The following is a 14,718-nucleotide window of genomic DNA, read 5'->3' as shown; positions in this document are numbered from 1 at the left end:
CCGTATGACGTCACGTTCGACGCGCGAGCCGAGGCTTGGTGCGTTCCAGATCCTCGGAAATCGAAATGAATTCCTGATCGTCACCGGGCGGCAGGTGAAAGGCGCCGTTGGCCCAATCAGCCGTCTTCCATTCCCGCGTCGCTGTTTCGATCTTTTCCTTCGAAGACGAGACGAAATTCCACCAGATATAGCGATCTTCGTTCAAAGTCGCGCCACCCAGAAGCATCAGCCGCGCGCCCAAAGGCCCTGCCTTGACGGACAGCTTGTCGCCGGGGCGAAAGACCATCATGCGCCCGGCTTCGAACGTATCGCCCGCGATCTCAACCGAACCTTCGGTGACATAGACGCCGCGGTCCTCGTGGTCGTCGGGCAGAGGGAAGGACGCGCCGGGATCAAGCTGGACATCCAGATAGAAGGTCTCGGACATCATGGTCACCGGGCTTGTTTCGCCGTAGGCCGAGCCAAGGATCAGCCGCGCGGTGACGCCGGTATCTTGAATACAAGGCAGCGCACCCTGTTTGTGATGTTCGAAATCCGGGGCCATATCCTCATGCTGTTCCGGCAGCGCGATCCAGGTCTGAATACCAAACAGGCTGTTTCTTTTGCCGCGCGTTTCGTCGCTTGTGCGCTCGGAATGTGTCACCCCGCGCCCGGCGACCATCCAGTTGACCTCGCCGGGGTAGATCATCTGATGCGTGCCAAGGCTGTCGCGGTGTTCGAACTCGCCCTTATACAGGTAGGTAACGGTGCCCAGACCGATATGCGGATGCGGTCGCACGTCGATGCCGCCTTCGGTGATGAATTCCGCCGGGCCCATCTGGTCGAAGAAGATAAAAGGGCCGACAAGCTGTCGCTGAACCGATGGCAGGGCGCGACGCACCTCGAACCCGCCCAAATCGCGCGCACGCGGGATGATCAAAGTATCCAGCGCCGGGTTTTCGGACACGCATTCGGGATTGTGGGTCGGATTCCAACTCATTTCTCTTCTCCCTCAAAAAGCGGCCACTGCACCGCATTGTGTTCATGGGTGCAAATATATACCGCAAAACAAGTAGGGAAAGCGCACGAACGCACAGTGTTCGTGCAAGCCGATGCCGAAGCGGCCGCCTCGGCCCAACCGCTCACACAGGCGTGAGGGGAATCCTGCCGAATACTAAAGGGTAGAAACTCGGAATCCGGCTTGGGTGTGCTATCTTTAGCCATCGATTGTGCCTGAATGGTTGGATCACACAAGGTCGCCGCAGGATCGATAGGAGCGTTATTGATGACCCGTATACTGATGACACGTCGAACCCTTATCGCAACGGGTACAGCAGCTGCAGTCGGCGTTGTAGCCCAACGCCCAAACCCCGCGCGTGCAGCAGGTCTTGCCCCCACGCCATCGATGCGGGGCGGGTCGAACAATTACCGCCCCGGTGCACCGATCGTCGAACGGATTGGCGGCGGCGGGTTCTGGATGACCGGAACAGTGCGGCGCGCTGGTGACGGGGCGCCCCTGCCCGGTCAACGCATCCAGATCTGGGCACATACCACCGAAGGGCACGAGCGCGATCCGCACAGCCATGGGGCAACACTGACCGACGCAAATGGTGAATTCCGGTTGGAAATGCCGCAGATCGTGCCCGCCTTTGGCCAGCCACACGGGCATCTGGCCTATGACAGTGGTGAATTCGAAACCGTGTTCCTGCGCCCGGTCATGTCCAGTGCAAGGGACAAAACCCTGGCGGCGGATTTCATCCTGCAGCCCGTCTGACGCGTGATCCGAAGCTTGGCAATCTGGGGGGCGCTGGCGGCTGCCTTGCTTGTTCCGCTGATTGCAGCGGCGTCCAGCCCGTATCTGCAATGGCGTGACCCCATCTACATTACCGCCGGGTTCGCAGGCGTTCTGAGCATGGGTCTTTTGTTGCTACAGCCGCTTCTGGCAGCCAAGGACCTGCCGGGACCGTCGCCCGTGACCAGCCGACGCTTGCATCGTGCGCTTGGAATAATACTGGTCTTGGCCATCCTGATCCACGTGATCGGGTTGTGGATTACAAGCCCGCCGGATGTCGTCGATGCCCTTCTCTTTACATCGCCAACTCCGTTTTCGGCATGGGGCGTGATTGCGATGTGGGCCGCATTTGGGGCCGCTGTTCTGGGCATCTGCCGGGCGCGCCTGAACCTGCGGTTTCGCCTGTGGCGGTTGAGTCATACGGGGCTGGCGATGATTACAATTCTGGGCAGCGTGATCCACGCCATGCTGATCGAAGGCACGATGGAGATCATGACCAAGACCGCTTTGTGCGTTCTGGTGGTCCTGGCGAGCGCCCGGGCGCTCACCAAATTGCGGGTGTGGGATGTCAGGCGGCGGGCCTAGACGCCGAGACACCACCGCATGATCGACTTCTGCGCATGCAGGCGATTTTCAGCCTCGTCAAAAATGACCGAGTTCGGGCCGTCCATCACCTCGGACGTGACTTCTTCTTCCCGGTGCGCCGGCAGGCAATGCATGAACAACGCGTCGGGCTTGGCATGCGACATAAGCTCGGCATTGACCTGATAGGGGCGCAGCAGGTTGTGGCGGCGTTCCTTGGCCGATTGGGAATCGTGCATCGAGACCCATGTATCGGCAACGATCAGATCCGCGCCTTCGACCGCTTTGTACGGGTCCCGTTCCACTACGATCTTCGAGCCTTTCTGGCGAGCAAACCCCATGAATTCTTCCTCGGGATCGAACTGCGCGGGGCCGGTGAAGGTCAGGTCAAACCCGAACTGACCGGCAGCGTGCAGAAACGAGGCGCAGACATTGTTGCCGTCCCCGGTCCAGACCACCTTTTTGCCTTTGATCGGGCCGCCATGTTCCTCAAACGTCAACACGTCGGCCATGATCTGGCAGGGATGGGTACGGTCGGTCAGACCGTTGATGACGGGCACATCCGAGTATTCGGCCATTTCCGTCAGGATCGTTTCGTCGAAAGTCCGGATCATAATCATATCGACATAGCGCGACAGGACGCGGGCGGTGTCGGCGATGGTTTCGCCATGACCCAGCTGCATATCCTTGCCCGACAACACCATGGTCTGCCCGCCCATCTGCCGGACACCTACATCAAAGGACACGCGCGTCCGGGTCGATGGTTTTTCGAAGATCAGGGCGACCATGCGATCCTTGAGCGGTTGTTCGTCGTCCAATGCTGCCTTGGGGCGGCCCAGACGGGCCTGTTTCATTGCTGCGGCCTGATCGATCATGGCCCGCAGGTCACCCTGATCGGTCATGTGGATATCAAGGAAATGGTTCATATCGTTTCGCTTTTGGCTGAGCGGCGAGTGGGGGCCAGCCCCCACACCCCCGGAGTATTTGGGAAAAGATGAAGATCAGGCAGTGGCAAGTTGGCCTTCGACCTGCGCGGCGGCTTTGTCCAGGCGGATGACAGCCTGCGCGATGTCGTCTTCAGTCAGCGTCAGAGGCGGCAGCAGGCGGATCACGTTATCGGCGGCAGGCACGGTGATAACCTGATTGTCGTAGCCTGCATTCACCACGTCCAGATTGGTCGCCTTGCATTTCAGCCCCAGCATCAGGCCAGAGCCGCGGACCTCTTCAAAGACGTCCGGATGATCGGCGATCAAACCTTCGAGTTTCTGGCGCAGCAGGCCCGCCTTACGGTTAACGCCTTCCAGAAATTCAGGGGTTGCGACGTGATCGATCACCGCGCATCCGACGGCGCAGCCCAGCGGGTTGCCGCCATAGGTCGAGCCGTGGGTGCCTGCGGTCATGCCGCTGGCGGCCTCTTCCGTGGCCAGCACCGCGCCCAACGGGAAGCCGCCACCGATGCCTTTGGCAACCATCATGATATCGGGCGTGATCCCCGCCCATTCATGGGCGAAGAGTTTCCCGGTGCGCCCGACGCCGCATTGGACCTCGTCCATGATCAGCAGAAGCCCGTGTTCGTCGCAGATCTGGCGCAGGGCTTTGAGTTCCGCGTCGGGGACCGGGCGGATACCGCCCTCGCCCTGAACCGGCTCGATCATGATTGCGGCTGTCTTTTCGGTGATCGCATCGGTCACGCCATCCAGATCACCGAAAGTCAGGTGGACAAAGCCGGGCAACAGCGGGCCAAAGCCCTTTGTCATCTTCTCGGACCCCGCCGCCGCGATCCCGGCCGAGGAGCGACCGTGGAAAGAGCCATCGAAGGTGATGATCTCGACCCGGTCCGGCTGGCCTTTGTCATAGAAATACTTGCGGGCCATTTTCACGGCCAGTTCGCAGGCCTCGGTCCCGGAATTCGTAAAGAAAACCGTGTCGGCAAAGGTATGCTCGACCAGCTTGTCGGCCAGCGCTTGTTGCTGCGGGATGTGATACAGGTTCGAGACATGCCATAGCGCCTGTGCCTGCTCGGTCAGGGCGTTGACCAAAACCGGATGCGCGTGGCCCAGCGCGTTTACCGCGATCCCCGCGCCGAGATCCAGAAAACGTCGGCCATCCGCCTCGGTCAGCCAGGCGCCTTCGCCCTTCACAAAGGTCAGGGGCGCACGGTTATAGGTCGGCAGAACGGACGGGATCATCGGATCATCCTTTTCGGGTAGGTTAAGCCCTGTGGTTGATACACAAGAGCCATGGTCGTCAACTGATTTGGTGGGGTTTGCACGGATTTACAGCGCGCAATTGGATCAAACGGGCCGGTTACGCTGTGCGGCGTCGGCGTCGGAGGCGCAGGATATGTGCTGTTTTGATCATGGCCGGTCGTATAGCGGGATGTGTCGGATCTGAAAACCCCGAATCTGCGCTGATACCCGGAAGGCATAAGGCGCGGGATTTCCCACTTGCCATTTCCCCGGATGTAACGCACCGCTTGGACATGACACCCACACCCCAGAACCCGCCGCTTGCGGCTTTGCTGATCTTTGTCGCAAGCGCCCTGATCGCCGCCACGACGCTGTTGGCCAAGGCGTTGGGCACTGACACTTTGGGCCCGCCCTTGCACCCGATGCAAATCAGCCATGGGCGGTTTCTGTTCGCGTTTCTGGTGATCATCAGCGCCGTCGCCGCGCTACGCCCCAGGCTTCGGCGGCCGCATTGGGGCTTGCACATTGGTCGCACCAGTTTTGGCTGGTTGGGGATCACGCTGATGTTTGCCTCGGTCGCTTACATCCCAATAGCGGATGCCACCGCGATCTCTTTCCTAAACCCTGTCTTTGCGATGGTTCTGGCCATCCCACTGTTGAAGGAAGGTGTTGGGCCGTGGCGCTGGCTGGCCGCTGCGGTAGCGCTGAGCGGGGCGCTTATTCTGCTACGCCCGACGCCTGCAAGCTTTCAGCCCGCTGCGTTGCTGGCGCTGACGGCGGCAGCGGTGATCGGGATGGAGCTGATTTTCATCAAAAAGCTGGCGGGCCGGGAAATTCCAATCCAGATCCTGCTGGTGAACAATTCGATGGGTTTGGCCATCGCAACGGTCGCTGTGATCGCAGTGTGGCAGCCTCCAACCCCTGCCCAATGGGCCGCGCTGGCTGGTATCGGAGGGTTGATGGCCTGCGCGCAGGCGTGTTTCGTCAACGGAATGGCGCGGGCGGATGCGTCATTTGTCGCCCCCATCAGCTATGCAACGCTGATCTTTGCTGCGCTTTACGATTTCGCGATCTTCGACGTGATCCCCGATGTCGTCAGCGTCATCGGATCCTCGGTCATCCTGACCGGGGCACTGATCCTGGTCTGGCGTGAAACGCGGCAGCGTCAGGCCTTGAGCCGGTAACCGGTGCGCAGCATCTGCCAGGTGGCGCAACAGACGATCAACGTGGCCAACCCACACACCGCAAACCCCAAAACAGGTGCGCTGTCCGAGACTCCGATCATGCCGTATCGCAACCCGTCGATCAGATAGAACACCGGGTTTACATGGCTGATCCGGTTCAGAAGCGGCGGCAGTGCTTCGACCGAGTAGAACGTGCCCGACAAGAACGCCAGCGGGGTGACGATGAAGTTTGTGATCGCCGCCATCTGGTCGAACTTGTTGGCGAATATCCCGGCCAAAAGCCCCAGGGCCCCCATGAATGCGCCGCCCATGATGACAAAGATCAACGCGACCAGCGGGTGTTGCGGCACGATCCCCAACACCAAAGCCAGCGCAGCCGCAACGACACAGGCGATCAGCACGCCGCGGGCGATACCGCCTGCCAGATAGCCCAGAAGGATCTCCAAAGGAGAGAGCGGCGGCATCAGTGTGTCGACGATGTTACCCTGTACCTTCGAGATCACCATCGACGAGGACGTATTGGCAAATGCATTCTGGATCACCGTCATCATCATGATGCCCGGGGCCAGAAAGGTCAGAAACGGCACACCCATGACGTCCGACCGGCTGGGGCCGATGGCGATGTTGAAGATCAGCAGAAACAGACCGGCGGTCACCAAGGGCGCCAGCAAGGTTTGTGTCCAGACCGCCAGAAAGCGCAGCGTTTCGCGTTGCGCCAGCGTATAAAGACCCATCCAGTTGAACGGACCAAACCGTGGTTCACTCTGCTCTGCGGGGCTCTGCATCATCTGACCTCAATCCGATTCGAAGACTGCTTGTAACTCGGGGCGCAGTGATTAGAATAGGGGGCTGACACGAATTCCCAAGGCGGCCCGAATCCGGGGCCGCTTTCCCGTTTTTTGAAAGGCAACCCATGTCCTGGACCGACGAGCGCGTAGAACTGCTGAAAAAGATGTGGGGCGAGGGCCAGTCGGCCAGTCAGATCGCCAAGGAACTGGGCGGCGTGACGCGCAACGCGGTGATCGGCAAGGTGCATCGTCTGGGCCTGTCGAACCGGGCAACCGGCGCCAGCCCGGCGAAATCCGAACCCAAGGAAAAACCGGCACCCGCACCCAAGGCCGAGGCCAAGCCCAAGCCTGCGCCCAAAACCGAACCGGCGCGCCCGGCCCCTGCCCCGGCGGCGGAAGCCAAACCAGCGGTTCCGGCCCGCCGTCAGATCATCCCTGCCGGTCAGCCATTGCCGCCGCAGCCCTCGGCCAACGAAATCAGCCCCGAGGCGCTGGCCAAGGTCAACGAGGTTGAGAAGAAGGCCAAGAAGCTGACGCTGATGGAGTTGACCGAGAAGACCTGCAAATGGCCCGTCGGTGACCCCGCGACCGATGATTTCTGGTTCTGCGGCCTGCCCGTTGAGGCTGGCAAACCCTATTGCGAGGCACATGTGGGCGTGGCCTTCCAGCCCATGAGCTCGCGCCGGGACCGTCGCCGCTAAATCCGATGCGCCAGGATCCGACCGCGATGGAGGATACCTGGCTCACCCGGGCAAAAAGACTGCTGGCTCTGGCCGAAACCGGCCAGCATTTCACCAAAGACCCGTTCGACCGCGAACGCTATGACGAGATCGCCGACATGGCCCGCGCCATGCTGGCCGATCTGGGGCGCATCCCTCTGTCGGAACTCGACGCTTTGGTATCCGAACATGCGGGCGGCTACGCCACGCCCAGCATCGACATTCGAGGGGCCGTGATCCGCGACGGCCACATCCTGCTGGTGCGCGAGCGCAGCGACGGCAAATGGGCGATGCCGGGCGGATTTGCGGATATCGGAAGCTCTCCGGCGGAAAACATCGAGCGTGAAGTTTGGGAAGAGGCCGGATTGCGCGTTCGTGCACGGCACCTTTATGCGCTTCGGCACAAGGCACGGCACCCGTACCCGGCAGACATTCGGGATTTCTACAAGCTGTTCTTTCTGTGTGATGAGGCGGGTGCGGCCACACCGAAACCGGGACCCGAGACAAGCGACGTGGCGTTTTTTCCGATGGACACCCTGCCCGACCTTTCTTTGACACGGAACATTGAACAGGACATTCAGGCGGCGTTCGAAGCGTTTCGGTCCCAACACCCCTCGGCACTATTCGATTAAGCCGAAGGTTACTGCGCCGGATGTGACGGGAAATCCGGCATAGGCACCCATCGCGGCAACTCATCCGGTGCGACCGAGACATGCAGCCGTTCCGACCGATCCTTCCCCACTTTTCGATGCTTGCGCAGCAGGAAAATCTTGCCCCACCCGCGCCACGTGCCAACAGACGGCGCATGGGCATTTGTGGGGAACCGGTCGCGCCACCCTTCGGGCAGCGGCAGCCCGTGCATCTCGGCCTTATCCAGCATCCAGATCAGAGAGATATTGCTAAGGGGTCGCGCCTGCTCAAATCCATTCAACTGGCCGCCCACATCGCCGTGGCTGCCGCGAAACCAGACCTGCTCGACATGGCCTTGAAAGTCGGGCGTGCATTTCCACAAGACGGGCTCAAAGACTTCGCGGGTCTCATCCAGCGCCATGGCGTGATAGCCGTGCCGGATGGCGCGACCCAGATGATGGTTGTGAAAGGCATGCCGATCCTCGGCCCAGCGCCACAGCAGCGGCAGGCGTAGACCCAGCGCTTTCACCGTATCCCACACGCCGATCATCTCGATAGCGATCTCGTCATGGCAAAACTGTTGTCGAAAATCCCGCGCCGCGGCGCCGCTGGGGTTGCACTCATAATGGCGGTAAGCCTGCTTGATATTGCGCTCGGTTGCGTGTTCGGCCTTGAGCAACCCGATCATGTCGATCACCCCGGCCAGGCTGCGCACCCCATAAGCCCCCCGCGAATAGCCGATGAAGTAGATACGGTCGCCCGGCTTGTACCGAGACGCCAGATACCCATACGCCCGGCGGATCTGCCGGTTGATGCCGCGCCCCATCATCACGTCCAGCGAAGATTTCCAGTTTTCCCACTGAACACCGGATTCGTAGAAGACCGAGACCTGACTTCCGGCCTCGCGGCACAAACGGTAGGTGTGACCGGCGTGGGTCTCAAACCCCGGCTCCAGCGTCGACATGGTACCGTCAAGAATGATGACATGGCTGATCGGCTCGCGATGCGGCGTCTCGGCGGAATGCTCGGATCGCAATGGCCGTCCGAGCCATCCAAGAACCCTCCTACTCAACCGCGACAAATTCATCTTTCAGCACTTCCTATTCGTTTTGGGATGTGGCGGACATCTCAGCCCGCTGCACCCTGTACGCCTTGGGCGCGTCTCCGGCCGTATCTTCCAAGCGACCGGTGCGCCTGCCAAGCTGCCCCGATCTCTGCCGCCGATCCCGAAGATACAGGTATCGCCAACACAACCGCCGGGGTAAACCTGATCATGGGTATCCCAAACGCCTGGGGCAAGGCACAGGCCATGAACGAAGGCGTGAGCCGTTGCCGATTGGCACCAAGGATCATGACCAATCTCACCGCCGGATCGACAGCATCCCAAACCAGAGAATTCAAACTTGTTATGATCTTCATGACACTGAAACCATTAACAAAACACAAACAACACAACATGTCAGACCAAAGTCTTCACCTGAGCGCCGCAGCTACCCCAGATATGAGTTTTTGGGCAGCCGATCTGCTCGCGGTATTGCTATCTGAGTTACAATTTGTAGCAGATTGTTAGCGCATGGTCTGTGACGCGCCTCACGTTGCGGACCCACGCCAAAGCAGCGATTTTCGGTACCCGTGCGCCCAAATGTTGCTGCGTTTCAGAAATCAGGTAGCATGCAAGCCATGGCTTGGACACATGACACCGTTTTCCCATTCACAGCCCCGCTGACCGGTGGGCAGAACACCACGCACGATGTTTACGTCGGCGGCAACGGCCCTCCGATCCTGATCTTGCAGGAATTGCCTGGCATCGGGCCCGAAACGCTGGATCTGGCAACCAAGCTGAACGCATCAGGGTTCCGCGTTTACCTGCCGCATTTGTTCGGTACCTTCGGCAAGATTGAAATGGCCAAGAACGCCGCCCGACTGTTTTGCGTGCGAAAAGAGTTCAACATCTTCGCAAGAGGCAAGCAAAGCCCCATCGCCGGATGGATGCGCGCCCTGACGCAAGAGATCAAGCAGCGCGAAAACAGCGCAGGCGTCGGTGTCATCGGCATGTGCCTGACTGGCAGCTTCGCCCTAACGCTGATGGCCGAAGATGCCGTGGTGGGCGGTGTGGCCAGCCAGCCCGCCCTGCCCATTTTTGGCGGCAAGCACCTGCATATGAGCGCGCAGGACATCGCCGCAGCCTCGGCCGGTATGACGGCGAAAGGCCCCGGATTGGCAATGCGATACGAAGGCGACAAGCTGGCCCCGAAGAAACTGATGGACGCGTTGGAACAGGCCTTTGGCGATCTGCTGGAAACCAAGGAATATCCGGGCAAGGACCACTCGCTTTTGACCCTCGACTTCCACGAACCGGCCTATCAGCGCGTCGATGCCTATTTCAAAGCCCGCTTTGGCATGACCTAGGCGCGCAGGCCCTTCCCCTTCCCGCGTCCATTCGCTATTGCAGGCGCTGATCAAGGATTGACGACGCAGGACGCACCCCATGGCGATGGAAAAGACATTCAACGCGGCCGAGGCCGAGGCCCGCATTTACAAGGCCTGGGAACAGGCCGGAGCCTTCAAGGCAGGCGCGAACAAATCTCGCGACGAAAGCTTTACCATCATGATTCCGCCGCCCAACGTAACAGGCGCTTTGCATGTGGGCCATGCGTTCAACAACACGCTGCAGGACATCCTGATCCGCTGGCACCGGATGCGCGGGTTCGACACGCTGTGGCAACCCGGTCAGGACCATGCGGGCATCGCCACCCAGATGCAGGTGGAAAAGAAACTGGCCGCCGAGCAGCAGCCAAGCCGGCGTGAACTGGGGCGTGAGGCGTTTCTGGACAAGGTCTGGGAGTGGAAAGGCGAATATGGCGGCACGATCATCGAGCAGCTGAAGCGCCTGGGATCAAGCTGCGACTGGTCGCGCAACGCCTTCACAATGGCGGGCGCGCCACGCGACCCGCGCACGGGGCACGAAAATTCTCCGAATTTTCACGACGCGGTCATCAAAGTTTTTGTCGATATGTACGAAAAGGGCCTGATCTATCGCGGCAAGCGACTGGTCAACTGGGACCCGCATTTCGAAACCGCAATCTCGGACCTTGAGGTCGAGAATATCGAAGTCGCCGGTCATATGTGGCACTTCAAATACCCGCTGGCTGGTGGTGAAACCTATACCTATGTCGAGAAGGACGAGGACGGGAACGTCATCCTCGAAGAAGAACGCGATTACATCTCGATCGCCACGACCCGACCCGAGACCATGCTAGGCGACGGCGCGGTTGCGGTTCATCCGTCAGATGAACGGTATGCGCCAATTGTCGGGAAACTCTGCGAAATCCCGGTTGGCCCGAAAGAGCATCGCCGTCAGATTCCAATCATCACCGATGACTACCCTGATCCTGATTTCGGCTCGGGCGCGGTGAAGATCACCGGCGCGCATGACTTCAACGACAACATGGTTGCCAAGCGCGGCGGCATACCGATGTACCGCCTGATGGACACCAAAGGCACGATGCGGGCCGATGGCGCGCCTTATGCCGACGAGGCGGGCAAGGCGCAGGAATACGCCCGTGGGCGCGAATTCACCGAGAACGAGATCGACGCAATCAACCTCGTCCCCGACCACCTGCGCGGCCTCGACCGGTTCGAAGCGCGCGCGAAAGTCGTCGAAGAGATCACCAATGACGGTCTGGCGGTGATGACCCGCGCCGACAACCCTGTTCTGGGCACCAAGCTGGGCGAAGATGACGACCCGGCGGCGCTGGTTCCGCTGGTCGAAAGCAAACCGATCATGCAGCCCTTCGGCGACCGCTCGAAAGTTGTGATCGAGCCGATGTTCACCGACCAGTGGTTCGTCGATGCCGAAAAGGTCGTCGGCCCCGCGCTGGATGCGGTCAAGGACGGCACGGTCAAGATCATCCCCGAGTCGGGCGAGAAGACCTATTACCACTGGCTGGAAAACATCGAGCCCTGGTGCATCTCGCGCCAACTGTGGTGGGGGCATCAGATTCCGGTTTGGTTCGGTCCAGAAAAAGAGAAATGGCAACAAACAACAAATGTTGCGGATTTCACCGCGCAGTTTTGTGGAGCAACGGAAGAGGAGGCTCTAGAGAAAGCGCGCGCATACTATGGAGATGCGGCAGAAAGCGTTATCGCTGCAACCGATTGGAACGATGCATTTGGAAAGAACTGTTTCGAGGGCGATGAGAACAACACGATTGCGATTTATCGCGACCCCGACGTCCTCGACACATGGTTCTCCTCCGGCCTCTGGCCCATTGGCACGCTGGGCTGGCCCGAGCAGACCGAGGATATGCAGCGCTACTTCCCCACGGATGTTCTGATCACCGGCTTCGACATCCTGTTCTTCTGGGTCGCCCGGATGATGATGATGCAACTGGCCGTGGTGAACGAGATTCCGTTCCACACCGTCTACCTGCACCAGCTCGTCCGCGACGAGAAGGGCAAGAAGATGTCCAAAACCACCGGCAACGTCATCGACCCGCTGGAGATCGTGGACGAATTCGGCGCCGACGCGCTGCGGTTCACCAACGCCTCGATGGCGGCGATTGGCGGCGTGCTGAAACTGTCCCGTGAGCGCATCACCGGCTATCGCAACTTCGGCACCAAACTGTGGAACGCCGTCCGCTTTGCCGAGATGAACGAGGTCTTTACCGACGCCGTCCCACAACTGGATGTCGCCGACCTGAAACCCAAGGCGGCCGTGAACCGCTGGATCATCGGCGAGACCGCCCGCGTGCGCGAAGAAGTCGACGCGGCGCTGGAAAGCTATCGCTTCAACGACGCGGCCAACGGGCTATACTCCTTTGTCTGGGGCAAGGTCTGCGACTGGTACGTCGAACTCTCGAAACCCCTGTTGCAAGGCGACGACACCGAAGCACAGGCCGAAACCCGCGCTACCATGCGCTGGGTTCTGGATCAGTGCATGGTCCTGTTGCACCCGATCATGCCCTTCATCACCGAAGAACTCTGGGGCCTGACCGGCACCCGCGCGAAAATGGTCGTCCACGCCGACTGGCCGACCTATGCCGCCGCCGACCTGATCGACGCCGATGCGGATCGTGAGATGAACTGGGTGATCTCGGTGATCGAAAACACCCGCTCGGCCCGTGCGCAGATGCGGGTTCCGGCGGGGCTCTATGTGCCGATGCTGGTGACCGAGATCGACGCAGATGGCCAAGCCGCTTGGGACCGCAACGAGACGTTGATCAAACGTCTGGCGCGGATCGACAGCCTGACCAAAGCGTACGAATTGCCCAAAGGCACCATCTCCATCGCCGCGCCCGGAGCTTCCTTCGGTCTGCCGCTGGCGGATATCATCGACATCGGCGCGGAAAAGGAACGGCTGGAAAAAGCCAAAGGCAAGCTGGCCAAGGAACTGGGTGGCCTGCGCGGTCGTCTGAACAACCCCAAATTCGTGGCCTCGGCCCCGGAAGAGGTTGTCGCGGAAGCCAAAGCCAACCTCGCCGCTCGCGAAGAGGAAGAAGCGAAACTGAACGAAGCGCTCGCCCGTCTGGCCGAAATCGCCTGATCTTCTTCTCGTTCCAAATACGGAAATCCCGAACCCCGCCACCCGTCTGGCGGGGTTTTCTATGGGCGACACAGCTTTCCACTTGCTCATGATAGCCCGCGATTGTTAGCAATCTGCTCAAACAAGCCCGAGGCAGCAATGGCGCACCCGCTTCCCCCCGTGCAGACAATCTCGACCGGCCTCGTGGTGGCGGTGGTCGGGTTCTTCAGCTCTTTTCCGATTGTGTTGCAGGGTCTTGCGGCGATGGGCGCATCGGGCGCTGAATCCGCATCCGGCCTGATGATGGCGGCGATTGCGATGGGGTTGGCGGCCATCATCCTCAGCCTTTGGCACAAGCAGCCGATCAGTGTGGCATGGTCCACGCCCGGTGCGGCGCTGCTTGCGGTCTCGGCCACGCCTGCTGCTGGCTTTTCGGGGGCAGTCGGCGCGTTTCTGTGCGCCGGGGCCCTGACCGTTCTGGCCGGTCTCTGGCGACCGCTGGGGCGGTTGGCGGCGGCGATACCGACGACACTGGCGCAGGCCATGCTGGGCGGGGTGCTGCTGCCCCTGTGCATCATTCCCTTCAAAGCCGCCGTGGAACTGCCGTGGCAGGCCCTGCCGGTGATCCTGACCTGGTTCATTGCGGGCCGTTTCAACCGGCTGTTCGCCGTCCCCGCCGCCGTGGTCGCGGCGGCAATCGTCGTTGTCCTGAACGCCGGAGGCAGCCCCGTCCGCCCCGAGCATCTGGTGGCCGCGCCGGTCTGGACCATGCCCACATTCTCGGTCGCATCCGCTGTCGGGATCGGCATCCCTTTGTTCATCGTCACCATGGCCACGCAGAATATCCCCGGCATCGCGGTGATGCGCAGCTTTGGCTACACACCGGATGCGGGCAAGCTGTTCTCGGCGGTCGGAGGGGCCAGCATCCTGTCGGCCCCGTTCGGAGCCCCCGCCACCTGTCTTGCCGCAATAACCGCTGCGATGTGCTCGAACGAGGACAGCCACCCGGACCGGGATCAACGCTATTGGTCGGCGGTCATGGCCGGTGTATTCTATTGCCTGTTTGGCGTTTTTGCTGTGGCGATCACCGGGTTTGCTGCCCATGCCGACCCGCTGTTGATGGGAACCCTGACCGGAGTTGCGCTGATCGGCGTGATGGCGAACGCAACCTTTGCCGCGCTCGAAGTGCCTGCCGAACGCGAGGCGGCCATCCTTACCTTTGCCATCACCGCTTCGGGGGTTACGGTCTTTGGGCTGGGTGCCGCGGTCTGGGGATTGGCGGCGGGTGGCATCGCTTATCTGGCGACAAACCGAATCCGCTAGCTGCCGGG

14 protein-coding genes are annotated in these 14,718 nt (G+C 60.7%); 9 read left to right on the top strand and 5 right to left on the bottom strand.

Annotation, left to right across the window (positions count from 1 at the left end):
- Positions 1 to 10 precede the first annotated feature (10 nt).
- Entirely contained in the window at positions 11 to 979 is a 969-nt protein-coding gene (locus ACR0C9_RS16620) for a pirin family protein (protein WP_480781489.1), read from the bottom strand.
- Positions 980 to 1,264: 285 nt separating this feature from the next.
- Here ACR0C9_RS16620 and ACR0C9_RS16615 point away from each other — a divergent pair, with 285 nt between their 5' ends.
- Together ACR0C9_RS16615 and ACR0C9_RS16610 are read left to right on the top strand one after the other, a co-directional pair.
- The gene (locus tag ACR0C9_RS16615; RefSeq protein ID WP_480781488.1) at positions 1,265 to 1,753 is read left to right on the top strand and encodes a twin-arginine translocation pathway signal; all 489 of its coding nucleotides are present in this window, start codon (positions 1,265 to 1,267) and stop codon (positions 1,751 to 1,753) included.
- 3 nt (positions 1,754 to 1,756) lie between these two features.
- A complete protein-coding gene (locus ACR0C9_RS16610; RefSeq protein WP_480781487.1) occupies positions 1,757 to 2,356 on the top strand; it encodes a ferric reductase-like transmembrane domain-containing protein in 600 nt (199 codons plus the stop codon).
- Here the strand turns inward: ACR0C9_RS16610 and argF are convergent.
- Together argF and ACR0C9_RS16600 are read right to left on the bottom strand one after the other, a co-directional pair.
- A complete protein-coding gene (argF, locus tag ACR0C9_RS16605; protein ID WP_480781486.1) occupies positions 2,353 to 3,279 on the bottom strand; it encodes an ornithine carbamoyltransferase in 927 nt (308 codons plus the stop codon). The two genes, ACR0C9_RS16610 and argF, sit on opposite strands and share 4 nt — an antisense overlap.
- Positions 3,280 to 3,354: 75 nt before the next feature.
- Positions 3,355 to 4,542 (bottom strand): aspartate aminotransferase family protein, encoded by a 1,188-nt coding sequence (locus ACR0C9_RS16600; RefSeq protein ID WP_170623694.1) that lies wholly within the window; start codon positions 4,540 to 4,542, stop codon positions 3,355 to 3,357.
- 293 nt (positions 4,543 to 4,835) lie between these two features.
- Between ACR0C9_RS16600 and ACR0C9_RS16595 the strand changes: the two genes are divergently transcribed.
- The gene (locus tag ACR0C9_RS16595; RefSeq protein WP_170454157.1) at positions 4,836 to 5,726 is read left to right on the top strand and encodes a DMT family transporter; all 891 of its coding nucleotides are present in this window, start codon (positions 4,836 to 4,838) and stop codon (positions 5,724 to 5,726) included.
- Here the strand turns inward: ACR0C9_RS16595 and ACR0C9_RS16590 are convergent.
- Positions 5,708 to 6,511, bottom strand: a complete 804-nt coding sequence (locus tag ACR0C9_RS16590; protein WP_170737033.1) for an ABC transporter permease — start codon at positions 6,509 to 6,511, stop codon at positions 5,708 to 5,710. The two genes, ACR0C9_RS16595 and ACR0C9_RS16590, sit on opposite strands and share 19 nt — an antisense overlap.
- A gap of 128 nt (positions 6,512 to 6,639) precedes the next feature.
- On the opposite strand from ACR0C9_RS16590, the gene ACR0C9_RS16585 reads away from it, so the two are divergent.
- Positions 6,640 to 7,215, top strand: coding sequence for a GcrA family cell cycle regulator (locus tag ACR0C9_RS16585; protein WP_170454159.1), 576 nt, complete (start codon positions 6,640 to 6,642; stop codon positions 7,213 to 7,215).
- A 5-nt stretch (positions 7,216 to 7,220) separates the two neighbouring features.
- A complete protein-coding gene (locus tag ACR0C9_RS16580) occupies positions 7,221 to 7,865 on the top strand; it encodes an NUDIX hydrolase (protein ID WP_480781485.1) in 645 nt (214 codons plus the stop codon).
- Positions 7,866 to 7,873: 8 nt separating this feature from the next.
- Here the strand turns inward: ACR0C9_RS16580 and ACR0C9_RS16575 are convergent, their stop codons facing one another.
- Positions 7,874 to 8,950, bottom strand: a complete 1,077-nt coding sequence (locus ACR0C9_RS16575) for a DUF2235 domain-containing protein (protein WP_480708543.1) — start codon at positions 8,948 to 8,950, stop codon at positions 7,874 to 7,876.
- On the opposite strand from ACR0C9_RS16575, the gene ACR0C9_RS16570 reads away from it, so the two are divergent.
- The 4 genes from ACR0C9_RS16570 (at position 8,849) to ACR0C9_RS16555 (ending at position 14,710) form a co-directional block, all read left to right on the top strand.
- Positions 8,849 to 9,433, top strand: a complete 585-nt coding sequence (locus ACR0C9_RS16570; protein ID WP_480781553.1) for a hypothetical protein — start codon at positions 8,849 to 8,851, stop codon at positions 9,431 to 9,433. The two genes, ACR0C9_RS16575 and ACR0C9_RS16570, sit on opposite strands and share 102 nt — an antisense overlap.
- Positions 9,434 to 9,543: 110 nt before the next feature.
- Entirely contained in the window at positions 9,544 to 10,272 is a 729-nt protein-coding gene (locus tag ACR0C9_RS16565; RefSeq protein WP_480781484.1) for a dienelactone hydrolase family protein, read from the top strand.
- 79 nt (positions 10,273 to 10,351) lie between these two features.
- Complete coding sequence (locus ACR0C9_RS16560) at positions 10,352 to 13,408, top strand: valine--tRNA ligase (RefSeq protein ID WP_480781483.1); 3,057 nt, start codon at positions 10,352 to 10,354, stop codon at positions 13,406 to 13,408.
- Positions 13,409 to 13,546: 138 nt separating this feature from the next.
- Positions 13,547 to 14,710 (top strand): benzoate/H(+) symporter BenE family transporter, encoded by a 1,164-nt coding sequence (locus ACR0C9_RS16555; RefSeq protein WP_480781482.1) that lies wholly within the window; start codon positions 13,547 to 13,549, stop codon positions 14,708 to 14,710.
- Positions 14,711 to 14,718 lie beyond the last annotated feature (8 nt).

The organism is Ruegeria sp. C12, from assembly GCF_056537745.1.
Note: the sequence above shows the minus strand (reverse complement) of the source record. Positions and strands in the feature narration are given on the sequence as shown.